This is a genomic window from Oleiphilus sp. HI0086 (assembly GCF_001635225.1).
On sequence record NZ_LWFZ01000985.1, the window covers coordinates 1 to 24,808 of the forward strand.

Here is a 24,808-nt window from a genome sequence, read left to right on the forward strand (position 1 = left end):
CCAGAGTCTGAAGCGAGTAAATTCATTAGCACTGATAAGGGCATTGATGACTCACAAGCCGCACTAGATGGCGCAAAGTACATTTTGATGGAACGCCTCAGCGAAGAAGCCAAGCTACTCGGCATACTCAAAACTTACCTCTGGGATCAGGGCGAGATTTTTAGTGCCGTTGTCGAATCTGAAAAAGCCAAGGGTGATAAGTTCCAGGACTATTTTGACTTCAGTGAAGCGATAGCAAAAATCCCATCACATCGTGCATTGGCACTATTTAGAGGCCGCAACGAAGGCGTGCTCAATATTAGCCTGCAGCCTCAGGGTTATGACGCAAGTGACCGTTTAACGATTCATCCCTGTGAAGCCAAAGTCGCCGCTTATTACAATATTGAGGACCAAGGCCGAGCAGCCGATAAGTGGCTAAAAGAAGTGGTTCGCTGGACATGGCGCGTTAAACTTAACAACCATATCGAGACTGAACTACTTGGCAAGCTAAGAGAACAAGCTGAAAAAGTTGCCATCGATGTTTTTGCAGAGAACCTAAAAGATCTGTTATTAGCAGCGCCAGCCGGTGCGAAAGCAACATTAGGCCTTGATCCAGGCCTGCGAACTGGCGTTAAAGTGGCGGTGATCGACCAAACAGGCAAATTACTGGATCACGCAACAATCTACCCTCACGCCCCCAGAAACCAGTGGGACGAATCTATCGAGATAATCGCCGCCCTCTGTAAAAAACACCACGTTGAGCTGCTCAGCATTGGCAATGGTACTGCCTCTCGTGAAACTGATAAGCTGGCTGCCGACGTAATGAAACGCTACCCCGCCTTGGCTTTAACCCGAATTATGGTCAGCGAGGCCGGCGCCTCGGTTTATTCTGCATCAGAATTAGCTGCAAATGAGTTCCCGGATCTGGACGTCACCATTCGAGGCGCTGTATCGATCGCGCGCCGTCTTCAAGATCCTCTGGCAGAGCTCGTAAAAATTGAACCTAAAGCCATTGGCGTTGGTCAATACCAGCATGATGTTAGCCAAGTACAGCTCAACCGCAGCCTGGGGGCAACCATCGAAGACTGTGTTAACGCTGTCGGTGTCGACGTCAATACGGCTTCTGCACCATTGCTGGCAAAGGTATCTGGTCTGAATGCCAGTATTGCCAGCAATATTGTGGCATTCCGTGATAGTAACGGACGCTTCAACTCTCGAAAAATACTCAAAGAAGTCCCACGCCTTGGACCAAAAGCATTCGAGCAATGCGCTGGATTCTTACGTATTCTTGATGGTGAAAACCCACTAGATGCATCCGCAGTCCATCCGGAATCTTATCCCACAGTGAAGGACATTGCTCAGAAGAGTCAGCAAGATATTGGACAACTTATAGGCAATGCCGGAACTTTAAAGAAGCTATCAGCTAACGACTTTGTTAGTGAAAGCTGCGGCCTGATCACTGTTCAAGATATTTTCAGCGAACTCGCCAAACCCGGTCGCGACCCGCGCCCTGAGTTTAAGTTTGCAGAATACAAAGAAGGCGTCGAGACAATCTCTGACCTGAAGCCGAACATGGTGCTCGAGGGAGCGGTAACGAACGTGACACACTTTGGAGCCTTCGTTGATATTGGTGTGCACCAAGATGGTCTCGTCCATATCTCGGCACTGGCGGACAAATTTGTTAAAGACCCTCGCGACGTTGTCAAAACAGGTGATATCGTAAAGGTGAAAGTCATGGAAGCTGATCCAAGACGAAAACGAATATCACTGAGTATGAGAATGGGCGACGAAGCACAAATGAACGATAAAGCTCAAAGCAGCCCAGAACATCAAAATAAGCACAGCAACGCCAAGCAGAATAGAAAACCCAAGCAAACCGAGGCACCAATGTCCGGCGCCATGGCCAATGCTTTTAGTAAGCTTAAATTGAAGTAAAATGATAATACTGCGGTCTTATTTCGAAACAACTCGCACCCACAATAGGATTAACACATGACAGCGCCCTCAAACACCAACAATAATGCTCATGCGGGCCTGTCTCCGAGCGACTTAACGATCCTGGCACAGCATATTAAAGAGCAGGGCTTACCGATTTCACGCGGCATAGAAAAAGAAGGTCTTCGGGCAGATAGCGAATTTTCGATCTCGCAGAGAAATCACCCTGAAGCCTTGGGCCATCCGCTGACTCACCCTTCCATTACCACTGATTACTCGGAAGCTTTATTAGAGCTAATTACACCGGTTGAAGACTCTAGAGAAGGCCTGCTAAAAACATTGCAAGATACGCATAAGTTTGTTGCTAGCAATATTGGCAATGAAGTTCTCTGGTCTGGCAGCATGCCCTGCAAGCTTGATGGCGAGCACAGCATTCGTATTGCTGAATATGGCGACTCCAACATTGGACGCTTGAAGTACGTCTACCGGGAAGGTCTAGGCCATCGATACGGCCGAACCATGCAAAGCATTGCGGGCCTGCACTTCAACTTCTCGATCAATGACTCCCTTTGGCTTAATCTAAAAGAAGCGCATGGCAATAAAGAGCAGTCACTACAAGACTTTAAGTCGGAGCAATATTTCGCTCTGATTCGAAACTTTCGTCGCTACTCTTGGCTACTCATGTATTTATTCGGTGCGTCGCCTTGCCTAGACCAGAGTTTTGTCGCTGGCCAAAATCACTGCCTCGAATCATTTGATGATAAGGGCACGCTGTATAAGCCTTATGCTACCTCGCTCAGAATGGGAGACCTCGGCTATCACAACAACGCCCAATCATCGCTAAATATCTGCTTTAACAGCCTGGAAAACTTCACCCATACACTTGGCGATGCCATTAACACTTCTTACCCGCCATACCAAGAGCTTGGGCTAAAGAAAGGTGACGCTTACCTTCAGATCAATACGAATATTCTGCAAATCGAGAACGAATATTACAGCTCAATCCGACCAAAGCGCAGTGCACTGTCAGGCGAAACGCCACGGCATGCACTCAACGAACGCGGAGTCGAATATATCGAGGTACGCTGCCTGGATTTGAACCCATTTTTACCATTGGGAATTTCTGACAGACAGGTCGACTTTATGGATATATTCCTGAGCTTTTGCTTACTCCAGGACTCTCCGGTAATTGGCGATAAGGAATGTGAATATCTCGATAGTAACTTTGACCTGGTCGTCAATGAAGGTAGAAGACCAGGACTTGAACTCACCGACCAATCACAAAAGCGAACGCTAAGTAGCTGGGGGCTTGAGCTTCTAAAAGGCATGCAAGGTCTTGCCGAAGTACTAGACCAGGCAACGAGCGACCAACGTTATAAGTCGGCACTAAAGGAACAGCTAGCTAAACTCGATACACCAGATCTAACACCCTCCGCTCAAGTGTTGTCAGTCATGAAGAAAGAGTCTCTATCCTGGCTAGAGATCGCTGGAGAACTTTCAAAGAAGCATCAATTGGTACTCAGTGCTGAGCCAGCACAAAACCAATTCAGCCAGTTTGAAAAACAAGCGCAGGAGTCGTTTAAGCAAGCAGAAGAAATAAAGCGTAGTGATCGTATTTCTTTCGATAGATACCTAATGGACTATCAGGCGCAATAACTCTAGATTTTCTCACGACTCTTTCACAAAACTTGCTGCACATCTGTTCACCGATACGTTTTAGTATAAATTTTGTGCAGCGTTTTCCATGTCGTAAAACAAAACTGAAATTCCCCTCATTTTTGACCATCCTGTCATTGTTGCAGGTACGCTCCTGTGTTAATTTTGTTAACGCTTGAAACGGAGTATTTCTGTTGGTGTTCTTTTTGTATCTCGCTAACTCAGTCTTGATATCAAAAGCGTTCACTCACATTAATTGTTTCATCTTAAAATGATGACTTACACGCCAAATAAAATTATATAAATAAGGCATTTCACGCTTGTAGGAGAGCGTTCTGAGCATTAAGTTTATGTTCAGGCTTTGTGAATAAGTAAGGATTCTTAATGTGGATGGCGTTGCCAAACCACTTTGTTAGCCGAACGGGAAGCTATATTCTGCTCTACATCTCATGTGGCGTATTGAATATGGCTATCTCAATGATGCTTGTAAAAGTGCAAGGCAGCTTAATGAAAGGAGTGGCCAAATGGCCCAAGACTTTTCTTTATGCTGGGATATTGACTCACTAAACAAAGCTTATCGTCAGGGATATATGGCGGGAGTGATGGGAGCAGATATTCAGCAGTGCCCTTATTCTGGCGAAGTAGTGCAAGCTGCATGGGAAGCAGGCTGGGAAGACGGCGTCGAAAAATGCGAACTGGATAAGCCGAACGAAAGGGTTGGCAAAATCGCCTAAGCTCTCTACCCTACGGCCCCTTTCTTATTTTCGCTTTAGAAGTCGCTAAGCCTTATCTCTGAACAACAAAGCTGGTAAACAAGAGATCATCTATCTGCCCATCACCCGTTTCTTCTTCCAGAATCTGCTGCACAAGTTCTAACGCTTCAAGTCGAACCTTCTCCTGACCTGCTGAAGTACCGAGTGTTTCTTCAGTCTGACGACTTAAAAGCATCACGATCTGATGGCGAACCAAAGCATCATGATTCATAACTTCGTTTACCGCAGCGCCGCTCGATGTTCTGACTGAGACACCTGCCTTGAGAAACTTTAGCTTCTTTCCATTGTCACTACCAAAATTAGCGACAAACGGTGGCGTTAAGTCATGATATTGAATCGATACAGGCGCCCCCTCTTCACCCTCATCTTCTGCTGCTAAAGGCATCGCTACACACATCGATAGCATTAATAAAAAAAACGCTGGAACTTTTATACTCATTTGCACTCTGTCATCAATTGCTTAAAGAAGTAATTATAGGCTGGAAAAGTCAGCCTGCAACACCTTCACCGACATTCTTAACGCAAGACCAAAGCAATTATCATTGTTATCCTAATATGACATTACAAGCTCTTAAGAGAAAAACAAATTTGTTTACTCAGGCGGCTCACTAGTGAAGAATACATTTTTGACCGCGCTCTTTACCTCTTTTATAAGGTAAGCAAAGCGACTACAAGTTTACGAGCAACAAAGATCATGACATTCCCTTCTTCACAGCAACGCTTTCTATTTATTTTTATCGCTTGTGCGGCACTATTAGTCACTGCCACCTACATTGAGCCTTTTAGCAGCATGGACCCATGCCCAATGTGTATGATGCAACGAGTATTCTTTAGCGGCATTGGGCTCGTTGCGCTGATCGGTGCAATCCATAATGCAGGAAAGATCGCTTCGTCCATCTACGCATTCCTCGCAGCACTCTTATCTGTGGGTGGTGCCGCTGTTGCTATTCGACAATTGTGGCTACAAAGCTTACCCGAAGACCAGGTCCCCGCATGCGGCCCCGGCATCGATTATATGCTCGAAGTGTTTCCCTTATTGGAAGTAATCGAGATGGCCCTACGAGGCACAGGCGATTGCGCAAAAGTTCAGTGGACCTTCATGAGTCTATCAATCCCAGGCTGGAGCTTATTGGCGTTTATTTGCTTTGCAATAATCGGCTTGAGTATATTATTTAAGAAAGATAACAAATAAACTGTTGCGAGCATTAAACAAATTAGTTAGTTTCATGACTACACGCTATTTGTTACAGAAGTAAGCACAAAGCTTACCGAACAATACGCAAAACATTTTGTTTTTCATCTGCAAAAGTAAAATGATAATAAACAGGTAGCCAAGCAAGCTACAAACAACAATTACTTAAACGAAACGAGCTAGCTAAGTACCGACAAGGTACAACAAGTCTCGAAACGATAATGTAGTAGAAAGGGGTTAATGAATGCTCGAGAATTGCAAGAATGCTGCAGAGCGATGGGGTGGAGTAAACGACTTAATCGATAAATGGCTTAAGGAAAGGCAAGCGCTTATTGTCAGCCTGTGCGATCTATCTGTAAACCCAGGCAGCTCTCAAGAAAATAAAGCAGAGAAGTTCCAATCGTTTTGCCAGATATTGGTCGACTATGTTTCGGTCGGACACTTCGAAGTCTACGAGCAACTCGTTGCCGAGGCAGCAGAGTATGATGACGGTGGACTTGAGCTTGCAAAGAAAATCCTTCCTCGCATTGAAATGTCCACCGAACAATCTCTAGCGTTTAACGATCGCTTCGACGATATACATAAAGTCGACGATGGCATCGAAGGCCTTATTAAAGAGCTCGACTCCTTAGGAAAAACCCTTGAAGAGCGCTTTGAGCTTGAAGACACGCTGATTGAAGCACTTCACGCGGTGCACGCAGACACAACCGCTTAGTTCTAAATGAACTCCTGAGCGATAGCCAGAACTTCTTAATTCTGGCTATATTATGCGCTTCCCCTCCAGATCATATTTATTCTCTCTTTTTCCTCGTCTCTGACTATACTAAAGATGTAATGACGTCCTTTTAAAATCGAATCAAATCTATCAGGTCTATCGGTGTTTAAAAAACAAACTTCTACCCTTTTACTCAGTCTGGCACTTGCCGCATGCGCGGAAGGCCCCACTAGCAGTAAACAGCTTGCGACTCAAGGCTTACTAAGCGGCGAACTCAGCCCTAACGGATACCTTGCGGTCATCGGATCGGTTCATCATGGCGGGAGCTTTTGGAACACCAAAAAGAAAGAGCGCCTCTATGACTGGAATCATAAAAGCGGCGAATACTCATCCATCCGGGCCTCAGCGGTTTCCGGTGACGGTAAGAGAGCCGTAACCTGCCAAGAAAAAGACTTAGTGCTATGGGACGCTACGAATGGTAAGTCCCTACAGTTCTGGCAAGCAGCCGATCGAATCGAAGCGATTAGCTTAAACCAAGATGGGCGACGAGCATTGCTAGGCCTGAGAGATGGTACGGTCAATTACTTTGACCTTGATCGAGGTATGGCCATACACAGCTTTAAGCATAACGCACCAATACGGGCTACCGACCTCAGTGAAGACGGTGCAGTAGGTATTAGTGCCGGTGATGATAACATTGCAAAGATTTGGAACCTGAAAACAGGCAAAGAGCAATACGCCTTGAGCCTGAACAATCAGATCAAGACTGCTGCAATATCTGATTCTGGTAAGCTCGCCTTTACCACCTCACAACGCGAAGATGCTCTGGTTTGGGATACCAAAACCGGGAAAAGTAAATTCAAGTTTAAGAATCGATATATTAATTACACCAGCGCTGATTTTTCTGATGATGAGAAATACCTAACGCTTGGCACTTTCCAAGGCGTCATCAGTAAATTTAATATTAAAAAAGGAACTGAAGTGAAGACCTGGCAAGCAGAACCTCGCCAAGCTTATGGCGGCGCCAGCAGTAAAGCGATTATCGATGTCATCGATCAGAAGTCCAATGTTATTGCCTTGACCTCAGATGGAATGTTAGAAGTATTCAAATAGGAAGGTAGGGAACTAGAAAGCCGAGAAGCATATTGCTCCTCGGCAGAGACGAAGCTTATTTATATAAACCAGAAATATAGCTGGCAACTGCTTCAATTTCTTTGTCATTCAAACGAGCCGTTACTGAACGCATCATACGCGAATCACCATCGTTGCTACGCTCACCACTACGGAACTTCTTAAGCTGAGATGCGATGTAATCAGCATGCTGACCGGCAAGCGCTGGAAATGCAGCCAATGACACACCTTCACCTGCTGGGCCGTGACACGCTGCACACGCCGCAACCTTAGTTGCTGCATTACCCTGGCGGTACATGATCTCACCTTTTTCTACCAAGTCTTTCTTTGCTTGGCCAGGCGTAGTTGTTTGTGACGCAAAGTAAGCGGCAATGTTTTCGATATCCTGTGCAGAACGCGCATCAAGCAAGCCTGTCATTTCGATTACAGGACGCTTACCTTCTTTGATGTCATTCATTTGTTTAACCAAGTACTTCTCACCTTGGCCTGCCAGTTTAGGAAAGTTAGCAACAACACTATTTCCATCGGCACCGTGACAACCAGCACACGTAGCTGAAGCGGCCTTTCCTGCCTCAACGTCACCAGCGGCTGAAGCCCCCAAAGACCCTACCAAACCTGCAACGATCACTACACTTTTTAAAATCATTTTCATTTTAATTGCGCTCACTTTCATCTCTAAACATAAATCTAATATTGTCATTTTTACCCACATAACCAAGCAGCTCTGAAGGACAAAACAAGCTAATGAATTCTCTAATCTTCAAAACCTTAACAGTATGGCTGATCAAACTAAAACAACAAGCCGATCACCCTCACTCAGAAAATTATGGGCAAAAAATTTCAGGCTATTATACACTAAGCCCTTCCTGATAAAACCCTTACATTAAATAGTGGTTTTTATTCTGTGCTTTTTTCTGATTGAGTTAGTCATGAACCACCCAAATACGCCGAAGAATATCTCCTACAACAGCGCCCGTTTCAGCCAAAGCGGATCAAAACTCAAGAACTGCCCGCCAGACCAAGGCGTTGAAGTTGCCTTTGCCGGTCGCTCCAATGCAGGAAAATCTTCAGCCATCAACTCAATCACTAACAATAAGAAGCTTGCCCGAACCAGTAAGACTCCCGGCAGAACCCAACTGATTAACTTTTTTTCCCTTAGCACGCCCGGGGTTCGGCTAGTCGACCTGCCCGGCTATGGCTTTGCAAAGGTATCCCTGGACCTGAAAGCTGAATGGGGAAAGCACCTCGATGACTATCTACGCAACCGAGAAAGCCTTGCGGGCTTAGTGCTTATCATGGACATCCGCAAACCTCTTACCGAGTTCGACCAAATGCTACTCGACTGGTCCAGTGAATGTCAGCTACCGACATTAATCCTTCTAACTAAAAGCGACAAACTCAAGTTTGGCCCTGCAAAGCAAGTCATGTTTCAGGTTAAGAAGCAGTTAGAAGCACACCAATCTCTGGAAGATGTCATTTTGTTTTCGAGCCTGAAAAAGTCTGGCATAAAAGAAAGCCGCTTTGCTCTGGACAAGATTATCAATCAGCGCTTGCTAGATAATAGCCCTTCCCCTGAAGACAGCCAAGAAGATTAGACTTTTGGCGCGATCCCTTCAAAGCGATAGTTTTCCTGCAATTCCAGCGCTAAGGCCCGTTTGTCTTCATACAAATAAGGTATGACATAGTCGAGTATTTGATACACACCGTGCTGAATACTCTTCTGGTTCAGCGCCTGCGCTTCGTCCTCAGCACTTTGGATAGTTTTTAGGTAAGTCATCCAATTCGTCACAATCAACCAGGTATTTAAGGCTTTCGACTTTCGCTGCTGATCTTCCATTGGCTGATAGATTTCACTCTTCTCCATCGCATAAATAATGCTTTGGATACCACTCAAACAACGTAAAGTAAATCGTCGATAATCTTCACGCAGGCGCTCATCGCTGTCCAGCAAATGCTCTAGATCTCTATGCAAGAAACGATAAGCCCATAAACCGTTAAAGACCGCATCCAAATAGGTAATCAGATCATTTATATGTATCGCTCTGCCGCTCGGCACATTCAGATATGAATCTACAAGTAGCTCGTAGTTCTTAAAAATCTCGTAAATAATGTCGCTTTTATTTCTAAAGTGGTAATACAGGTTGCCGGGAGACATTCCAAGGTGAGCAGCAATATGGTTAGTCGATACGTTCCGCTCTCCACGCTCGTTAAACAACTCCAGCGCAGCCAATACAATTTTTTCTTTGGTTTTCATGTACTCACTAACTTCCCAATCATGTACATTTTCTTATGCAGCTCTTCAAGTCAGGCGTACTTGTACCTGATCAGCGCCACTATATATAGCTTTTAACAGGATGCAATCCTGGTCACCAAAATTAAAAAATGACTCGCAGTCATATTTTTGATCTCTAAGTGTTGACTTTTTAGAGTATATACTCTAAAAATATAAAGTATATTGTAAAAAGTAGATTATTTTCGTTTTTCTTCTATTTTTCGCCTAACACAAACAGATAGACATATTGTCGGAGCTCATCCCCATGGTTGCTGAAGTCATTCAAATAAGTGAAAGCAAAAAACAAATCCAACGCATGAATCAGATTTTTTCCGAGCAAAAAGCTGCTTTCCGTAAAAACCCAATGCCTTCTTATCAGGAAAGAGTCGCAAACCTTAAAAAACTTAGAAGCATGCTTCTTGATAATCAAGACGAGATTATCGAGACAATTTCCAGCGACTTTTCTAACCGCTCTGCTGATGAAACAAAACTTGCTGAGCTAATGACAACCATTCACGGCATCGACTACAACATCAAAAACCTGAAATCGTGGATGAGCAAAGATAAGAAAAAGATCTCTCCTTTATTTCAACCTGCGACAGGTTTTGTGCAATATCAACCGCTGGGGATTATTGGCATTATTTCGCCTTGGAACTATACCGTGTCTTTATCAATGGGCCCTCTTGTCGCTGCTTTGGCTGCAGGTAACAGATCCATGATCAAGATGTCAGAGTTTACACCGCAGACCTCTGCACTAATCGAGCAACTAATCTCCGACACCTTTCCTCAAGATCTGGTTGCGATTGTTCAGGGTGATGCAGAAGTCGCGACTGAGTTCTCTAGCATCCCATGGAACCATTTACTGTTTACCGGTTCAACGGCTGTTGGCCGCCATGTAATGAAAGCAGCGGCGGCTAACTTAACACCCGTCACGCTTGAGCTTGGCGGCAAATCTCCAACAATCATCTCTGACGATGTCAATATGGACGATGCAACACAGTCAGTTGTTTTTGGTAAGGCTTTTAATGCTGGCCAAACCTGCATTGCACCTGACTACATTCTTTGTCCAGAGCACCGCCTGGAGCATTTCGTTGATCGATTCCAACACTTCTTTGCCAAGATGTACCCAACGCTGAAGCACAACACTGACTTCACCAGCGTAGTCGATGAACGACAGCTCGCACGCCTGCAATCTTACCTGGACGATGCAAAAAGCAAAGGCGCAACGATTATTGAGTGCAACCCGGCTGACGAAGATATGCAAACCGGTACACGTAAGATGCCTATCCACCTGGTGCTAAATGCCACTGATGATATGCTAGTGATGCAAGAAGAACTCTTTGGCCCAATCCTGCCAATCCTACCCACTAAGTCGCTAGACCAAGCTCTGGACTTCATTAATGATCGCCCTCAGCCCTTGGCGCTTTACTATTTTGGAATGGACAAAGACGAACAGCAATATGTACTAGAACAAGTTCGAGCTGGCGGCGTCTGCATTAACGACACAGTCTCTCACTTTGCTCAAGAAGACTTACATTTTGGCGGCGTTGGTGAATCAGGTATGGGCTCCTACCACGGCGAGCAAGGCTTCCTGACCTTCTCTCATGCAAAATCAGTATTCTGCAAGAATCATTTCAACAGTACCAAGTTTGCCTACCCTCCTTTTGGTACCTTGATTCATAAGGCCTTATTCTCTATTTTCTTACGATAAGCTAGCTCCTTATAGAGATAACCCTTCAAATGCGCTGTCTATCTTGCCAGCGCAGACTTCTTGTTTACAACAAGCTGACTAGCAACCCACCCGAAATTTGGTTACTATTCCGCCCCTTCTTTAGTTCTTGGTTGTCTATACTTCCAATACTGTAAAATTGACTTAGGCACTGCAATCGTATTCCGCAGCTTCAGGAGTAAGACCCCCTATGAATACTGTCGTTTATCCTGGCACTTTTGACCCAATTACTAACGGCCATACCAATCTTGTAGAGCGTGCTGCAAAGCTTTTTGATCGCATTATTATTGCTGTCGCAGCCAGCCCAAAAAAGAACCCTATGTTTCCACTTGAAAAACGGGTTGAACTGGCAAAGGACGTTTTGGCTCATCTCGATAATGTAGAAGTCATTGGCTTTGACTGCTTATTGGCCGAGTTTGTAAAAGAGCACAAGGTCAACGTTATTCTACGCGGTTTACGTGCTGTTTCAGACTTTGAATTCGAATTTCAACTAGCGGATATGAATCGGCGCTTGATTCCTGAAGCAGAAAGCTTGTTTCTTACTCCTGACAACCACCTCTCTTATATCTCTTCCACTTTAATTAGGGAAATTGCCTCTTTGGGCGGTGATGTTTCAGAGTTTGTAGCGCCAGCCGTCATTAAGGCCTTAGAAGAGCGATAGCAGGATAGTATTTTGACCTTTAACCCCACTTTTATCAGATCATAGCAGAGGTATTTTTCATGGCATTAATGATCACAGATGACTGTATAAATTGCGACGTGTGCGAGCCTGAGTGTCCCAATGAAGCCATCGCACCCGGTGAAGATATATATATTATTGACCCGAGCAAGTGCACCGAGTGTGTCGGCCATTACGACGAACCACAATGTGTCGAAGTATGCCCTGTAGACTGCATTCCCAAAGACCCTGATCACAAGGAAAGTGAAGCAGAATTAATGGATAAGTACGAAAAGTTAACAGGCTAATAGAACTTATAGCGCTAACTATCTAAGTTAATTAGTAATATTCGTATTAATATCACAATTAATCACATTCCTTTGGTAGGTACTTCAGATAGTTTTGGTCTACACTAAAACTATCTGGGCTCACCGGGGTTCGCATAACTTCTGTTCGATTTAGCATGACTACATGCACACCTCCCGAGCTCATCATCAAATTCGCGACGTAGGATAGACCATGGCCAAGAAAGATGAAGTGGAGCACGAGCCACTCACTGAAAAGCAACGAATTACTGCTCTGGAAGAGAGTGTCGGGACGAACAAAATAGTACTACTGGTTGTCGCACTCTTACTAATCGTGATTATTTCTGTTTCGATTACAGTAATAACGATCACCGTCTTCGGAGATGAAGAAGAAGAGTCCGTCAACCTTGAAGTCGTTGAAGAGCTACAGCTACAAATCTCGGAATTGACCAGCCAAAACGAAGCTCAAACTCAACAAATAAAGAGCCTTAAGAAAATATTACCCGTTATCCAGGATCAACTGGGCAATACAAGCAACCTTAAATTGCTTAACGTGGTGATGGAACAAGAAAAAGGTAATCAAGAATTTCTAGAAGCCTTACGTACCGGCATGTATGACCTGGCTCACATGCTACCTGGCTCACGTACCTGGCTCGAAGTTTACGGCGAAAAAGTTGATTTAGCCGAAGCTCATAGCAAAGACAGAGAAAAAGACCTCAAAAGGATTCTAATTCAAAGCGACTCTCAAGATGAAGAGGATCTTTGGTAGCTGCTCATTTAGAACTACCGCTTCTCATCTTTTTCTTGAGCAACATCTGGCCCCATAATGATTGCGATCCAGCGGGTCTCGTCACTGCTTTCAAAGGCAATTTTTAACAGCATGGTCAGTGGGACAGACAGTAACATCCCCACTGGCCCAAGCACCCAACCCCAAAATACCAAAGACAAGAAAACAATCAAAGTAGAAAGCCCTAAGCCCCGCCCCATATAGCGCGGCTCAATAACATTGCCCATCAAGGTATTAACAAATAAATAACCCGCTGCAACCAACAACATATGCAAAGGCCCTAATTGAATTAAGGCCAACAACATCACGGGTACTGCTGCGATAATGGAACCAATATTCGGTACAAAATTTAGAAGATAAGCAATTAAAGCCCACAACAAGGGATATTCAACCCCCAGAATAAGCAACCAGATATAGATTAACCCACCCGTTCCCAGGCTCACTACAACCTTGATACTCATATAACGATTAACATTCTCTAAAAATAATTCAATATGCTCCATCAAGGTACTGTCTTCGCCGAAAGCCTTATGAAGTTTTGCCGGCAATGAAACACCTTCAAAAAGCATAAAAATCACTGTTAACACAATCAGAAAGGAGTTCGATAAAACGCCACCCAGGTTCCCCAGAGTGCTTACCGCCAACTTAAAAATCGTTGACGGGTCAAACAATTGCATTAACTTTTCCTTTGGAATATCCAAGCCCCAGGAATTTAAGCCACTGATTAGTTCGCCCATCAATGCTTGCAGGCGTATCTGGTACTGGGGTAGGTCATTTGAGAACGCAGTGAGTGAAGTGGTAATAATAGAGATAATCACCAACTGCACCAGGCTGATAAAAATAACCACCAGTATCAAGGACAGCCAGGCAGGCAAGCCTTTCCGTTGCATAAAGAGAAAGGGAGGCGCACAAATGATGGCAAAAAAACCGGAGAGTAGAAACGTCACCATCAATGACTCAGCAGCGCGTATACCTGCAACCACAATAACAAATGCCGCCAAAACAAACAGCGTACGTGCTGCCGATGAAAACCCAGAGATCTGATGCATTGCCAACTCCTTTAGCAGGATGTTCCCACGAGATCTAATTGTTAATTAGCAGGGCAAATCGCGATACCGTGATTGTGAATTTCGACCAAGCTACTATGCAGGCTCTTCACCGCCAAGTCATAGTCGTCTTCGTTGACAACAAACTGCATGTCAACTTGTCGCATAGATTGATGCATTGCTAAAACACTAATTTCCTGCTCTGCCAGCGCCTTGACCGTCACCGCCAACATACCAGGCACTTGCATATTACTGCCAATCGCCGAAACAATCGCAACTTTGCACTGGTCAATCTCGGCCTCAGGAAAACATTTTTCCAGAGCACCGTATATACGCTTTACTGTTTTCAGGTTTGTAGCAAGATAATGAGTAATGGTGTTCGCATTAATATCTTTAGAAACAACATGGCCTTTGAAGCGCCTGATCAGCTCAAGAATTTTCTGGTCATAAGTATCGACACTACCCGTCATCCCCTGATCGAACACTTCCAGTGCATAGATGCCCTTGCAACCTGCAATAATTTCGACACAAGGCTCGTCACTGACATAGTCTCCGGTGATAAGTGTACCAGGATGGTCAGGCTCAAAAGTATTCTTAACTCTTAAAGGAATACGGTTACTACGTAAACCCTTGGCCGCTTTAGGGTGAATAGCTTCCATGCCCAGGTTAGCTAACTGATCGGCAACATCATAGTTTGTCCGTCCGATAGGAATAGCATTTTCTTCACCAACCAAACGAGGATCAGCCGTGCTCAAGTGAAATTCTTTATGGATGATGGTTTCACGCGCTTCGGTCAATACAGCGATGCGGCTAAAGGTCATTTCACTATAGCCACGGTCAAAAGTAGACATCAAGCCTTCCTCGCTATGCGCATAACCCGTCGCGATAGGTATCTGACTTGCCAAATCCAAGCCTTGAAACGCTTCAACGATCCGCTCATCCAAAGAGGTATGCTGTGCCGCGCGCCAGCCAGTTAAATCAACAAAACAAGCATTGAAACCGTCACGTTCAAGAAGCTTTGCAGTGTTCCAAGCGCTATGAGCCTCACCGATACTCGCCAACATTTCCCGAACAGTCGCCAAATGTGCGGAAAGCTCAAAATGCCCGTGTTGACAAAGTCTTTGAAGATCAACAAGACACTGCTCTGCATCATCCAGACGCTCGCCAATAAAACTATTCGCCTGCTGCAAAAGCTCACCTTCACCAAATAAGCCTGCGTTTATGGCCTGCATATCAGCTTTCACTTGCTGCAGCGCCTGGTGCCAACTCTTGTCTTTCAAGCCGTTGGCAAATAACGCATAGATTCCTGGCTGGCTAGTCTTTTTGTGCTCTAACAAAGCGTCTGTCATGCCGCCATACGCTGAAACCACAAATACACGCTGATAGATCGTATCCTCTCTTGAGGGTTTGCTGATTATATTATCGCGAATAGCGACATAATCACTCATTGACGTTCCACCGATCTTTTCAACACTATGCGATTTCATAACACCCTTCTATCACCAACACGCTTTAGAGAACTAGCCTGTAAAAAACGCGCTATTTTACGCCATTAACGAAATTTGTCTATCTGCCTCATTTTTAGCCCTCACTGAAAGACTGCAAGCCATGTAATCTTTCCAAAACTTAAAGCTAGATTGGCGATATTCGTTTTTATTATCGATATAATGCAGAGCAATTATTTAAGCTAAGTGGCCTGCTAATAAAATGACCATTGAAAACGAAAACACCTCAACATCCGCACAGCCCGACAAACGCTCTGAGCACCGGACACCAATGAAGTGTAAACTTAAAGTGTCTCACCCCAGTATTGGCGATCAAATTGTCACTACCCGTGATATCTCCGATGGCGGTGTATTTCTTCTAACAGAGAATATTCCTATGCCACCGGTCGGCACCGTTGTCCAGGGCCAGGTCCAGGGCATGGGAGAAACAGCGCCTGTACTGAAAATGAAAATTGTCCGAATGGAACCTGCGGGTATTGGTCTGAAGTTTATCTCCTAGTATCAGTTGCCCCCTATTTAAACTTAGCCAAATTGAATTAATATCTGTGAAATCAAGGAACGTCTAATCATGAAAAACCACCTTCTTAGCTATTCTCTTATTGCCTGCAGTGCCTCTGCCAGCACCTTTGTCGCCGCTGAAGAGCCGTTTAAAAAAGCTTATACGCCTCCTTCACGCGGGTTCTTTCTTGAACAGGGTAAAGTAAACACTGGCGACCATATATCCATTGACCTGCACAGTGGTGCGAACGGTTTACAAAATGGCGGCAGTATTCGACTCGGGCTTTCCCAGGCTGAGCTTATTTTGAATAGTGGACTAGGCCTTAACACCGCCTCTACAGGGAACGACGTTAGCCTAAAATGGGGGCTCCCGCCTATTAGATCAGGTGATCAGCAAACGACAGATCAGTTTGCTTGGTCTTTGGTAACAGGCTTATCTGTCATTGATTTTGACAACAGCAATAACGATCAAACTAATTTAAAGCTAGGGGTCGCAGCCACGATTTCGGCCGATGCAGCAACATTCACACTCACACCATCTCTTATTTACAGCGATATTGCAGACAATAGTGATACATTCCTAGAATTAGGTTTGGGCGCTTATGCTGGTCTAATTGATACAGAAAGTGGCTTATTCTCGATTGGCGCTGAAGTTGTTATGTCAACGCAAGACGATAGCGATACAACGGCCTTAGTCGGTACCCGCTGGTCTTATAGTGAACGAGTCAATATCGATATTATCCCAATGATATTCAGCAATAGCGATATCTTGGGCATACCCGGACTAGTTCGTTTGAATGTAGTGTTTTAATAATAAGAGTAAGAAGAAGAGATTCGAAAGAATACATTGTGTATTCTTTCGATAGTACTGACGATTAAGCTACTTTATTTTTTCGCTTCGATATCCAACAACTCGACATCGAATAGCAACGTTTCATTCGGCCCGATAGAACGGTTACCGTTTGGACCATATGCCAAGTCCGAAGGAATAAACAGCTGCCACTTTGAACCAGTAGGCATCAACTGAAGGGCTTCTGTCCATCCAGCAATCACACCATTAACCGGAAAACTTACTGGCTGACCACGATCAATCGAGCTATCAAAAACCGTACCGTTGATCAAAGAGCCGGTATAGTGAACTTTCACAACATCTGTCGGCCCAGGCTGCAGACCTTTACCTTCGGTCAAAACCTTATACTGAAGGCCGCTCTCTAGGGTAACAATACCTTCTTTGTTCTTGTTTTCAGCTAGGAATTCTTTCCCCGCTTTTTTGTTTTCTTCACCCGCTTTTTGAACTTCTTCTAGCTGCTTTTGCTGTAGGTCTCGCTGAAAGTCAGATAGAGTCTGCGCGACCTGCTCATCGGTAATAAGTTGAGGGTTGCCACTATAAGCATCTTTCAAACCTTGGACGAATACGTCGATTTGCAAATCAGGCATATCGTTAGTCATGCGCTTACCTAGAACCAAGCCAAAGCTATAGCTAACTTTTTGATCTTGAGTATCAAGAGACTTTAGAGGTTCAGCAGCATAGCTGAGAGTAGAAGCACCTATTAGAGCTAGGCCTAGAAGCGTTTTTTTCATGTTCATTTCCTGAAGAAGCCATTCTAAAAACGCTCACGTTACTTGTTTTTTGGTGAAATCTCTATGCTTGCAACATTAGCACTTGTTAATGGTGGTGACCACCAACACCATGAGCATGCCCGTGAGCCAACTCATCTTCTGTTGCTTCCCTGACGCTCTGAATTTCAATATCGAAACTCAAAACCTGCCCGGCCAAAGGGTGATTCGTGTCCACATCGACATTAAACTTTCCTGCCTTTAATACCACAACCTGCCTTGGACCTTCTTCGGTATTAATCGAAACCACCATACCAGGCTTCAACTTGGAATTTTGCTTTTTATCGCCCACTAGGTGCTTAATTGGTACGCGCTGAACAGCTTCTTCTTTACGCAGGCCATAGCCGTCTTGAGGTTCAACCGTCACAGTCAAAACATCTTCTGCCGACTGACCTTCCAGGCCTTTTTCCAAACCAGAAATAATATTTCCATGGCCATGCAAATAAGCAACCGGGTCTTCTCCATGAGAGGCCTCCAGCTCACTGCCTTGCTCATTCGATAGTCTATAATGAAAGGTTACCACTTTATCTTTGCTAATTTGCATCTGAAGTCTCGTTTATCAATAGTAAAAGACACATTATCCCGCGTTGGTAGAATAGTGTCTATGCGCTAATTTTTTACAAAAAATAGCCTCTATATTTATAGAAAGCTATTTAAAGGTCTACAATGGAAGAACCGTAAATGTATTTGTCAGGAAAGTAGTAATGAAAGGCAGCGTCAAAATACTTATTGCCTCCTTGGGGTGGCTCTGCGTCATCCTTGGCGTGATTGGTATTTTCTTGCCGATATTACCGACAACACCTTTCTTACTATTAGCTGCCTGGTTATTCACTCACTCATCGGAACGTTTTCACCGCTGGTTACACGAACACCCGAAGCTAGGCCCCATCATTTCAGTTTGGAAAAGCGGCGAAGGCCTGGACAAAAACATTCGAACCCGGATACTAATATGTATGTGGGGAAGCATGCTTTTATCCGCACTCATCATTGGCAAGTTATGGGCCGTCATTATGCTTAGCTGCATAGGTGCCGGCGTCACAACCTATATCTGTCGCCTGCCAATCAAGTCAGGCACGACAAGTTAACGTGCAGCTAGTTTTTCAAGAACTCTGTCAGCCGCAGCAGAAACCTGTGCAGGTGCCGTCCCGCCCAGGTGATTTCGTGCATTAACAGAGCCTTCAAGCGTCAGAACGTCAAATACATCTTCTTGAATCTGATCGCTAAACACCTGCAACTCTTCTAGTGTCATGTCTGAAAGGTCTTTTTCCTCAGCAACACCATATGCCACGGCTTTACCAACAATTTCATGCGCATCACGGAAAGCCACACCATTAACGACTAAATAATCAGCCAAGTCAGTCGCGGTTGAAAAGCCCCTACGTGCTGCTTCTCTCATATTTTCAGCCTTCACCTCAATCGCCGGAATCATATCAGCATAGGCCTTCAAACAACCTTTTAAGGTATCCAAGACATCAAATAATGGCTCTTTATCTTCCTGGTTATCTTTGTTGTATGCCAAAGGCTGAGACTTCATTAACATCAATAGAGAAATCATATGACCCGTTACCCGGCCCGACTTGCCTCGTACCAACTCTGGCACATCTGGATTCTTCTTCTGCGGCATGATAGACGAACCAGTACAGAAGCGGTCCGGCAAGTCGATAAAATCAAACTGAGCCGATGCCCACAAAATCAACTCTTCAGAAGCTCGCGATAAGTGAATCATAACCAAGCTGGCAAATGAACAAAACTCTATAGCAAAGTCACGATCACTGACTGAATCAAGAGAGTTCTCACTAGGTCGGTCAAAGCCTAATAACTCGGCCGTAATGCTACGATCAATAGGATAAGTCGTTCCCGCCAAAGCTGCTGCACCTAGCGGCATAATATTCACGCGCTTACGACAGTCCATCAAACGCTCATAGTCACGTTGAAGCATCTCGTTCCAAGCAAGAATATGATGACCAAAAGTGACTGGCTGAGCTGTTTGCAAATGAGTAAAGCCCGGCATTATTGTTGCAGCCTCACGCTTAGCAAGCCTTGCCATGCCATCCTGAAGACGAGTAATTTCACTGGCAATCACATCGATTTCATCTCGTAGATACAAACGAATATCTGTCGCAACCTGGTCATTTCGAGATCGCCCTGTATGGAGTTTCTTGCCCGTGATACCAATTTTTTCTGTTAAGGCTGCCTCGACGTTCATATGTACATCTTCCAGTTTGACAGACCACTGGAATTTGCCACTCTCGATTTCTGCCTGAACCTCTTTCAAGCCCTGAATGATTTGCGTTTTCTCTTCTTCAGTCAGCACGCCAACTTTTGCCAGCATCGTCGCATGCGCAATAGAGCCCTGGATATCGTGGAAATACAAACGCTGATCAAACTCTACTGACGCAGTAAATTGTTCAACAAAAGCATCGGTAGGCTCGGTAAAGCGTCCTCCCCATGGCTTTTCTTTACTTGAATCACTCTGCGTATTTAGCTGGCCGTTATTGTCGTTTGCATTGCTCATGTTTGATTACCCATCTACACTGAAATTTGTGGAGTCAAAATTGCGGCGCGCATTGTAGCACAAAAGCGAATAATACGCCTTAGTCATCCCTTGTAAAGAAACCAGTCATTTATCATGCATAGAAACGCCAAGCAATCACAGCCAAACAAAAACAGCCATGCTGATGATTCTAAGCAAGCTTCAGGGAGTGAGCAGAACTCCAATTTTGTCATTCCTGACCTTTGTCGAATCAATGCCGTTCTGTTTCTGCTGATCCTAACCCAGTTTCTAGCGCTGGTTTTATGTCTGGTCTTGAGTTCAAACGAGTTAATCAGTTGGGATAAACTAGGCCTGCTATCTATTTACTGCCACTCACTCACGCTCAGCTTTGCAGCGGTAATCTGTACAACCCGAAAATTTCTATTTGGCAAAAGCCCGAAATTTATCAGCATTTACTTCTTATCTAGCAATGCCATCATCACGCTGTTTTTCAGTTGGCTAGGCATCAACTTCCTGCTGCCGGGCGTCATTACAAAACCGGAACTATTTCTATCAAAGAGTTTACTCATCAGCTCGATGCTCGCGAGCATCTTACTGCGTTATTTCTTCCTGCAACACCAATGGCGAGAACAGCGCCAAGCAGAACTTCGAGCGCGCATCCAAGCACTGCAGGCTAGAATTCGTCCTCACTTTCTGTTTAATAGCATGAACAGCATCGCCAGCCTGATCGCAATCGATCCACAAAAAGCCGAAGATGCAGTCATAGATCTATCAACCATTTTCAGGGCTACATTAAACAACCAAACTTCTCTGATTCCGGTTCGTGAAGAAATTGAGCTATGCCGACGATACTTGAATATTGAAGCCCTTAGATTAGGAAACAGGCTAAAGATTGAATGGAAGCTCAACAACGCCAAGAAAAAGGTATTGATCCCCCCTTTAACCCTACAACCATTAGTAGAAAATGCGATTTATCATGGTATTCAACCGCTAACTGAAGGCGGCACTATTAGCATTGAAACCGAACTCAAAAGAGATCATTTATACATTTTGATCTCAAACCCTTTTGACCCAGAAAAACAGGCACGACACGGAAACCAAATCGCATTAGACAATATTAGCAGCAGGCTCCAGGCAATTTTCGGCTCAGGCGCTATATTAAAGACTAGCCAACTAAACAATATTTTTACCGTTACTTTACGTATTCCGGTTAACTAAGATATGACAGCAAACAGCCCTATTAGTGTATTTATCGTCGATGATGAGAGCTTGGCAAGAGAGCGCCTAAAGCGTTTAATTGAACGAAATTGTAACTATCAGGTTTGCGGTGAAGCTGAAAATGGTGAACAAGCCTTGGTACGGATTGAGGAGCTTAAGCCTGATATTGCGCTTCTGGATATCAGAATGCCAGGTATTGATGGCCTGGAAGTGGCCAGCGCTCTGGCAAAAAAGCCGCACCCTCCTGCCATGATCTTTTGCACCGCCTATGACGAGTATGCCATCGACGCCTTTAAAAAGCAGGCCATGGGTTACTTGTTAAAACCCGTTCGAGGCGAAGAGCTGGAAAGTGCTCTGGCTCAAGCAAAGCATGTTAATCAACTGCAGCTAAAATCTATCAAGGAGCAGGATAGTAACGAAGAAGCTCATTTTGTCGCACACAGTTGGCAAGGCCAGGAGTTACTTCCTTTCGACTCGATTTACTTTTTTAGATCCGAACAGAAGTACCTTACCGTTGTCCATGCAAACGGTGAAACCCTAAGTGACCAAACATTAAAGGAGTTGGAACAAGCTCACCCAGACAAGCTCCTGCGTGCCCATCGCAATACACTGGTCAATGCCAAACACATCTCAGCAATGCACAAGAGCTCCGATGGCCACTACTACATACATATACGCAATACCGACTTTCGCATTCTCGTCAGTCGTCGACACGTAAGCGAACTCAAGCAAAGAATAAGTGAACAATCCTTTCAAGCCTAAGACTGCAACTAAGCACCTTCTAGAATAAAAATGAGCTTCCACTCAACAACTTAGAGAACCTGTTCACACTTTATCCTCTCTCTTTACCTCAATAAATGAAGTTTTTCGAAATACCCTCTCGATCCAACCAAATGTTACACACCGCTACAGGGAGATCTCTTATCATTGAATAGGTAGTCTTCATCAAATGGAGTGGACGATTTGAACAACACACACACATCAACAATGACCAAGCGCGCTTTGTTCGTAATAGGCTTGTTATGTCTGTGTCTGTCATTTAATACTCTAGCTTTTGAAAACTCACGCAGCAATAGCGGTGATGATGATACTATCCTCATCGAGAGCTCATCTGACACTAAATTTTCCTATAGTACAGCGATCAAATCCTTCTCTAAGCACGTGCTTAAATTTGATATCGATTCTCTCTTAAGCGGGGGAAAGAATTGCACAGATTCCGTCATTCGCAATTTTAATGACCTTTCAGATAGAACAAAGTATCGACTAAATCTTAAACAAGATCGACTGGAAGTTAAATTAACACTTAACTTCTAACCTTCATATAGCCAAGTTTGACTCAAGTAAGCGCCCAAGAAATAAAAGTGATCTTCACTTGATTTGTATCTTTTCGACTTTATTTCCAGTTCCGTTATACTAAGTCGCCATAACAGGCTGTATCTAGCTCACTATTCTTTATTTGGTTTCACCACCAATACAAATAGCGACGCAATTCAATATATAGCACCCACTCCATTTGCCAATAGTGAACGACTCGAACATGTCTACATCAAGCCCAATCAAGACCCTCAATATTGCTTCTCGTGAAAGTGCTTTAGCGTTGTGGCAAAGCCGTTATATAAAGTCTCAACTTGAAGCTTTATACCCAGGCTTGGAAGTCAATATTAATGGCATGACAACCAAAGGGGATAAGATTCTAGACGTCCCCCTTGCTAAAATCGGTGGCAAAGGCTTATTTGTAAAAGAGCTTGAAGCATCAATGCTAGAAGGCATTTCAGATATCGCCGTCCACTCAATGAAAGATGTCCCTATGGAGTTCCCCGAAGGTCTTGAGCTAGCCGTTATTTGTGAGCGGGAAAACCCCTTCGATGCTTTCGTTAGTAATCAATACGACTCGATCGATCAACTTCCAGAAGGTGCAATTGTTGGCACCTCAAGCCTACGCAGGCATAGCCAACTGGCCGCCTCTCGCCCAGACCTAGATATTCGCCCTTTAAGAGGCAATGTTAATACTCGTCTGGCAAAGCTCGATGCAGGCGAGTATGACGCCATTATTCTTGCAGCCTCTGGACTCAAAAGACTTGAATTCAATGAACGCATCAAAAGCGTCATATCGGCTGAGCAATCACTTCCAGCTGTTGGCCAAGGCGCTCTAGGCATTGAGTGCAGAAGCAAGGATGAGGATATTAAAAAATTATTGGCGCCCCTCATTCACCCAGAAAGCGAGTTCTGCGTAAAAGCTGAACGCGCAATGAATCACCGGCTCCATGGTGGCTGTCAGGTTCCAATCGCCGGATATGCAACCTTAGAAAGCGAGACACTGACACTCACCGGCTTAGTTGCCTCAGAAGATGGCGCAACCATCCTTAAAACAAGCTTAAGCGGCCCACAAGCTCAATGTGAAGAGCTGGGTGTTGCCGTAGCGGAAGCTCTGCTTGAAATGGGTGCAGGCCCTTTACTAGAAGCTGTCTATAACAAAGCTCAAGTTTAAGCCAATGACAAATAAACTCGTTACCGAGCAGGCTTTCAAGCGACTAGGCCTGCTCAGTTCAAGCAAGATTCTAATCTGCCGCCCCGAACCCTCCGCCACGGAATTATCAAAAGCTCTCGAAGCCTTAGGAGCCCAGTGCAAAAAACTGCCAATGCTAAAAATCGATGAGCTTGAGATTAGCGCGATCGAGCGACAGCACATCCTCGATTTAGACCAATACCAGCATGTAATTGTCGTCAGCCAACACGCAGCTGATCTAGGCCTTGAACAAATAGATCACTATTGGCCACAAGCACCTGTCGGACAAAAATGGTATGCCATTGGCCGCAAAACCGCTGAAGCCTTAAACTCGACAAGTCTGGATATCGTATCGCCAGGTCAAGACCTGAGCAGTGAAAAACTATTAGAGAACAAAGACCTCAAAACAGTTCAAGACGAAAAAATACTCATCCTCAAGGGTAAGCATGGTCGCCAGGCTTTACAAAGCCAACTTCTTGCTCGAGGTGCGCAAGTAGATAGCATATCGCTATACCAACGCTCGAAACCAGACTATGATCAAAGCATACTGCAACAAAGCATTGACGACTTTGCGCCAGACTTTATTATTACACTAAGCGGTGAAACACTGACTAACCTGCTTGCTCATTGCAGTGAACACAATATCGACTTATCTGACAGGTCTTTTATACTACCCAGTATCAGAGTGGCCAATATTGCATATGAACACGGATTGAAGAACACTTTGATCTCGGAAAACCTTATGCCGATGGACATTGTAAAGTGCATCAAAAAAGCCAGCTTGTAAGTGCC

At 44.6% G+C, this 24,808-nt stretch carries 26 protein-coding genes; 18 read left to right on the top strand and 8 right to left on the bottom strand.

The genetic code is table 11. The features are described from left to right. From A3756_RS17710 to A3756_RS17720, 3 genes are all read left to right on the top strand, one after another. A partial coding sequence (locus A3756_RS17710; protein ID WP_068554124.1) for a Tex family protein occupies nucleotides 1-1,914 on the top strand: 1,914 nt, incomplete at its 5' end. A gap of 57 nt (nucleotides 1,915-1,971) precedes the next feature. Continuing rightward, a complete protein-coding gene (gene gshA, locus A3756_RS17715) occupies nucleotides 1,972-3,570 on the top strand; it encodes a glutamate--cysteine ligase (protein ID WP_068514553.1) in 1,599 nt (532 codons plus the stop codon). A gap of 524 nt (nucleotides 3,571-4,094) precedes the next feature. Continuing rightward, on the top strand, nucleotides 4,095-4,304 hold the full coding sequence (locus A3756_RS17720; RefSeq protein WP_068514633.1) for a ribosome modulation factor: 210 nt from the start codon (nucleotides 4,095-4,097) through the stop codon (nucleotides 4,302-4,304). A 52-nt stretch (nucleotides 4,305-4,356) separates the two neighbouring features. Here A3756_RS17720 and A3756_RS17725 read toward each other — a convergent pair whose 3' ends face one another. Beyond that, nucleotides 4,357-4,782: a flagellar basal body-associated FliL family protein gene (locus A3756_RS17725; RefSeq protein WP_068514550.1), complete on the bottom strand. Its 426-nt coding sequence runs from the start codon at nucleotides 4,780-4,782 to the stop codon at nucleotides 4,357-4,359. Nucleotides 4,783-5,037: 255 nt separating this feature from the next. Between A3756_RS17725 and A3756_RS17730 the strand changes: the two genes are divergently transcribed. The 3 genes from A3756_RS17730 (at nucleotide 5,038) to A3756_RS17740 (ending at nucleotide 7,363) form a co-directional block, all read left to right on the top strand. Next, nucleotides 5,038-5,535: a disulfide bond formation protein B gene (locus A3756_RS17730; protein WP_068511884.1), complete on the top strand. Its 498-nt coding sequence runs from the start codon at nucleotides 5,038-5,040 to the stop codon at nucleotides 5,533-5,535. A gap of 244 nt (nucleotides 5,536-5,779) precedes the next feature. After that, nucleotides 5,780-6,250, top strand: a complete 471-nt coding sequence (locus A3756_RS17735) for an Rsd/AlgQ family anti-sigma factor (protein WP_068554126.1) — start codon at nucleotides 5,780-5,782, stop codon at nucleotides 6,248-6,250. Nucleotides 6,251-6,412: 162 nt separating this feature from the next. Next, nucleotides 6,413-7,363: a WD40 repeat domain-containing protein gene (locus A3756_RS17740; RefSeq protein ID WP_082865345.1), complete on the top strand. Its 951-nt coding sequence runs from the start codon at nucleotides 6,413-6,415 to the stop codon at nucleotides 7,361-7,363. A 55-nt stretch (nucleotides 7,364-7,418) separates the two neighbouring features. On the opposite strand, the gene A3756_RS17745 is transcribed toward A3756_RS17740, so the two are convergent. Further along, nucleotides 7,419-8,048 (bottom strand): cytochrome c, encoded by a 630-nt coding sequence (locus tag A3756_RS17745; protein ID WP_368664592.1) that lies wholly within the window; start codon nucleotides 8,046-8,048, stop codon nucleotides 7,419-7,421. Between the two features lie 262 nt (nucleotides 8,049-8,310). On the opposite strand from A3756_RS17745, the gene yihA reads away from it, so the two are divergent. Continuing rightward, nucleotides 8,311-8,976: a ribosome biogenesis GTP-binding protein YihA/YsxC gene (gene yihA / locus A3756_RS17750; protein ID WP_068508187.1), complete on the top strand. Its 666-nt coding sequence runs from the start codon at nucleotides 8,311-8,313 to the stop codon at nucleotides 8,974-8,976. On the opposite strand, the gene A3756_RS17755 is transcribed toward yihA, so the two are convergent. Further along, nucleotides 8,973-9,635 carry a TetR/AcrR family transcriptional regulator gene (locus A3756_RS17755; RefSeq protein ID WP_068514544.1) on the bottom strand — a complete coding sequence of 221 codons (663 nt, stop codon included), beginning with the start codon at nucleotides 9,633-9,635 and terminating at the stop codon, nucleotides 8,973-8,975. The two genes, yihA and A3756_RS17755, sit on opposite strands and share 4 nt — an antisense overlap. A gap of 265 nt (nucleotides 9,636-9,900) precedes the next feature. Between A3756_RS17755 and A3756_RS17760 the strand changes: the two genes are divergently transcribed. The 4 genes from A3756_RS17760 to A3756_RS17775 all read left to right on the top strand — a co-directional run bounded on the left by A3756_RS17760 (nucleotide 9,901) and on the right by A3756_RS17775 (nucleotide 13,114). Then, nucleotides 9,901-11,364 (top strand): coniferyl aldehyde dehydrogenase, encoded by a 1,464-nt coding sequence (locus A3756_RS17760; RefSeq protein ID WP_368664593.1) that lies wholly within the window; start codon nucleotides 9,901-9,903, stop codon nucleotides 11,362-11,364. Between the two features lie 208 nt (nucleotides 11,365-11,572). After that, the gene (coaD, locus tag A3756_RS17765) at nucleotides 11,573-12,043 is read left to right on the top strand and encodes a pantetheine-phosphate adenylyltransferase (protein WP_068514537.1); all 471 of its coding nucleotides are present in this window, start codon (nucleotides 11,573-11,575) and stop codon (nucleotides 12,041-12,043) included. A gap of 59 nt (nucleotides 12,044-12,102) precedes the next feature. Further along, the gene (locus A3756_RS17770; RefSeq protein ID WP_068514535.1) at nucleotides 12,103-12,348 is read left to right on the top strand and encodes a YfhL family 4Fe-4S dicluster ferredoxin; all 246 of its coding nucleotides are present in this window, start codon (nucleotides 12,103-12,105) and stop codon (nucleotides 12,346-12,348) included. A 211-nt stretch (nucleotides 12,349-12,559) separates the two neighbouring features. Continuing rightward, nucleotides 12,560-13,114: a hypothetical protein gene (locus A3756_RS17775; RefSeq protein ID WP_068514531.1), complete on the top strand. Its 555-nt coding sequence runs from the start codon at nucleotides 12,560-12,562 to the stop codon at nucleotides 13,112-13,114. Between the two features lie 14 nt (nucleotides 13,115-13,128). On the opposite strand, the gene A3756_RS17780 is transcribed toward A3756_RS17775, so the two are convergent. Both A3756_RS17780 and A3756_RS17785 read right to left on the bottom strand, forming a co-directional pair. Next, on the bottom strand, nucleotides 13,129-14,181 hold the full coding sequence (locus A3756_RS17780; RefSeq protein ID WP_068514528.1) for an AI-2E family transporter: 1,053 nt from the start codon (nucleotides 14,179-14,181) through the stop codon (nucleotides 13,129-13,131). A 41-nt stretch (nucleotides 14,182-14,222) separates the two neighbouring features. Further along, a complete protein-coding gene (locus A3756_RS17785; protein WP_068554130.1) occupies nucleotides 14,223-15,665 on the bottom strand; it encodes an aspartate kinase in 1,443 nt (480 codons plus the stop codon). Between the two features lie 220 nt (nucleotides 15,666-15,885). Here A3756_RS17785 and A3756_RS17790 point away from each other — a divergent pair, with 220 nt between their 5' ends. After that, nucleotides 15,886-16,182, top strand: a complete 297-nt coding sequence (locus A3756_RS17790; RefSeq protein ID WP_068514521.1) for a PilZ domain-containing protein — start codon at nucleotides 15,886-15,888, stop codon at nucleotides 16,180-16,182. 69 nt (nucleotides 16,183-16,251) lie between these two features. Then, nucleotides 16,252-16,992, top strand: a complete 741-nt coding sequence (locus A3756_RS17795; RefSeq protein WP_068554132.1) for a hypothetical protein — start codon at nucleotides 16,252-16,254, stop codon at nucleotides 16,990-16,992. A 74-nt stretch (nucleotides 16,993-17,066) separates the two neighbouring features. Here the strand turns inward: A3756_RS17795 and A3756_RS29005 are convergent, their stop codons facing one another. Continuing rightward, nucleotides 17,067-17,762: an FKBP-type peptidyl-prolyl cis-trans isomerase gene (locus A3756_RS29005; protein ID WP_068514517.1), complete on the bottom strand. Its 696-nt coding sequence runs from the start codon at nucleotides 17,760-17,762 to the stop codon at nucleotides 17,067-17,069. 85 nt (nucleotides 17,763-17,847) lie between these two features. Next, nucleotides 17,848-18,342 carry a peptidylprolyl isomerase gene (locus tag A3756_RS17805; RefSeq protein ID WP_068554134.1) on the bottom strand — a complete coding sequence of 165 codons (495 nt, stop codon included), beginning with the start codon at nucleotides 18,340-18,342 and terminating at the stop codon, nucleotides 17,848-17,850. 160 nt (nucleotides 18,343-18,502) lie between these two features. Between A3756_RS17805 and A3756_RS17810 the strand changes: the two genes are divergently transcribed. After that, nucleotides 18,503-18,883 (top strand): YbaN family protein, encoded by a 381-nt coding sequence (locus A3756_RS17810; RefSeq protein ID WP_068554137.1) that lies wholly within the window; start codon nucleotides 18,503-18,505, stop codon nucleotides 18,881-18,883. Here the strand turns inward: A3756_RS17810 and argH are convergent. Further along, the gene (argH, locus tag A3756_RS17815; protein WP_068554139.1) at nucleotides 18,880-20,313 is read right to left on the bottom strand and encodes an argininosuccinate lyase; all 1,434 of its coding nucleotides are present in this window, start codon (nucleotides 20,311-20,313) and stop codon (nucleotides 18,880-18,882) included. The two genes, A3756_RS17810 and argH, sit on opposite strands and share 4 nt — an antisense overlap. A gap of 114 nt (nucleotides 20,314-20,427) precedes the next feature. Here argH and A3756_RS17820 point away from each other — a divergent pair, with 114 nt between their 5' ends. The 4 genes from A3756_RS17820 to A3756_RS17840 all read left to right on the top strand — a co-directional run bounded on the left by A3756_RS17820 (nucleotide 20,428) and on the right by A3756_RS17840 (nucleotide 24,803). Further along, nucleotides 20,428-21,510, top strand: coding sequence for a sensor histidine kinase (locus A3756_RS17820; protein WP_082865346.1), 1,083 nt, complete (start codon nucleotides 20,428-20,430; stop codon nucleotides 21,508-21,510). A gap of 3 nt (nucleotides 21,511-21,513) precedes the next feature. Beyond that, nucleotides 21,514-22,272: a LytTR family DNA-binding domain-containing protein gene (locus tag A3756_RS17825; protein WP_068514509.1), complete on the top strand. Its 759-nt coding sequence runs from the start codon at nucleotides 21,514-21,516 to the stop codon at nucleotides 22,270-22,272. A gap of 775 nt (nucleotides 22,273-23,047) precedes the next feature. Further along, a complete protein-coding gene (gene hemC / locus A3756_RS17835; RefSeq protein WP_068514508.1) occupies nucleotides 23,048-23,998 on the top strand; it encodes a hydroxymethylbilane synthase in 951 nt (316 codons plus the stop codon). A 4-nt stretch (nucleotides 23,999-24,002) separates the two neighbouring features. Continuing rightward, nucleotides 24,003-24,803 carry a uroporphyrinogen-III synthase gene (locus tag A3756_RS17840; protein WP_068554143.1) on the top strand — a complete coding sequence of 267 codons (801 nt, stop codon included), beginning with the start codon at nucleotides 24,003-24,005 and terminating at the stop codon, nucleotides 24,801-24,803. The last annotated feature ends 5 nt before the right edge of the window (nucleotides 24,804-24,808 follow it).

Bases quoted from the DNA above. Each gene is read 5' to 3' on its own strand.
- gshA (WP_068514553.1), top strand. From the start codon at position 1,972: ATGACAGCGCCCTCAAACACCAACAATAATGCTCATGCGGGCCTGTCT.
- A3756_RS17720 (WP_068514633.1), top strand. From the start codon at position 4,095: ATGGCCCAAGACTTTTCTTTATGCTGGGATATTGACTCACTAAACAAA.
- A3756_RS17725 (WP_068514550.1), bottom strand. From the start codon at position 4,782: ATGAGTATAAAAGTTCCAGCGTTTTTTTTATTAATGCTATCGATGTGT.
- A3756_RS17730 (WP_068511884.1), top strand. From the start codon at position 5,038: ATGACATTCCCTTCTTCACAGCAACGCTTTCTATTTATTTTTATCGCT.
- A3756_RS17735 (WP_068554126.1), top strand. From the start codon at position 5,780: ATGCTCGAGAATTGCAAGAATGCTGCAGAGCGATGGGGTGGAGTAAAC.
- yihA (WP_068508187.1), top strand. From the start codon at position 8,311: ATGAACCACCCAAATACGCCGAAGAATATCTCCTACAACAGCGCCCGT.
- A3756_RS17755 (WP_068514544.1), bottom strand. From the start codon at position 9,635: ATGAAAACCAAAGAAAAAATTGTATTGGCTGCGCTGGAGTTGTTTAAC.
- coaD (WP_068514537.1), top strand. From the start codon at position 11,573: ATGAATACTGTCGTTTATCCTGGCACTTTTGACCCAATTACTAACGGC.
- A3756_RS17770 (WP_068514535.1), top strand. From the start codon at position 12,103: ATGGCATTAATGATCACAGATGACTGTATAAATTGCGACGTGTGCGAG.
- A3756_RS17775 (WP_068514531.1), top strand. From the start codon at position 12,560: ATGGCCAAGAAAGATGAAGTGGAGCACGAGCCACTCACTGAAAAGCAA.
- A3756_RS17780 (WP_068514528.1), bottom strand. From the start codon at position 14,181: ATGCATCAGATCTCTGGGTTTTCATCGGCAGCACGTACGCTGTTTGTT.
- A3756_RS17785 (WP_068554130.1), bottom strand. From the start codon at position 15,665: ATGAAATCGCATAGTGTTGAAAAGATCGGTGGAACGTCAATGAGTGAT.
- A3756_RS17790 (WP_068514521.1), top strand. From the start codon at position 15,886: ATGACCATTGAAAACGAAAACACCTCAACATCCGCACAGCCCGACAAA.
- A3756_RS17795 (WP_068554132.1), top strand. From the start codon at position 16,252: ATGAAAAACCACCTTCTTAGCTATTCTCTTATTGCCTGCAGTGCCTCT.
- A3756_RS29005 (WP_068514517.1), bottom strand. From the start codon at position 17,762: ATGAAAAAAACGCTTCTAGGCCTAGCTCTAATAGGTGCTTCTACTCTC.
- A3756_RS17805 (WP_068554134.1), bottom strand. From the start codon at position 18,342: ATGCAAATTAGCAAAGATAAAGTGGTAACCTTTCATTATAGACTATCG.
- A3756_RS17810 (WP_068554137.1), top strand. From the start codon at position 18,503: ATGAAAGGCAGCGTCAAAATACTTATTGCCTCCTTGGGGTGGCTCTGC.
- argH (WP_068554139.1), bottom strand. From the start codon at position 20,313: ATGAGCAATGCAAACGACAATAACGGCCAGCTAAATACGCAGAGTGAT.
- A3756_RS17820 (WP_082865346.1), top strand. From the start codon at position 20,428: ATGCATAGAAACGCCAAGCAATCACAGCCAAACAAAAACAGCCATGCT.
- A3756_RS17825 (WP_068514509.1), top strand. From the start codon at position 21,514: ATGACAGCAAACAGCCCTATTAGTGTATTTATCGTCGATGATGAGAGC.
- hemC (WP_068514508.1), top strand. From the start codon at position 23,048: ATGTCTACATCAAGCCCAATCAAGACCCTCAATATTGCTTCTCGTGAA.
- A3756_RS17840 (WP_068554143.1), top strand. From the start codon at position 24,003: ATGACAAATAAACTCGTTACCGAGCAGGCTTTCAAGCGACTAGGCCTG.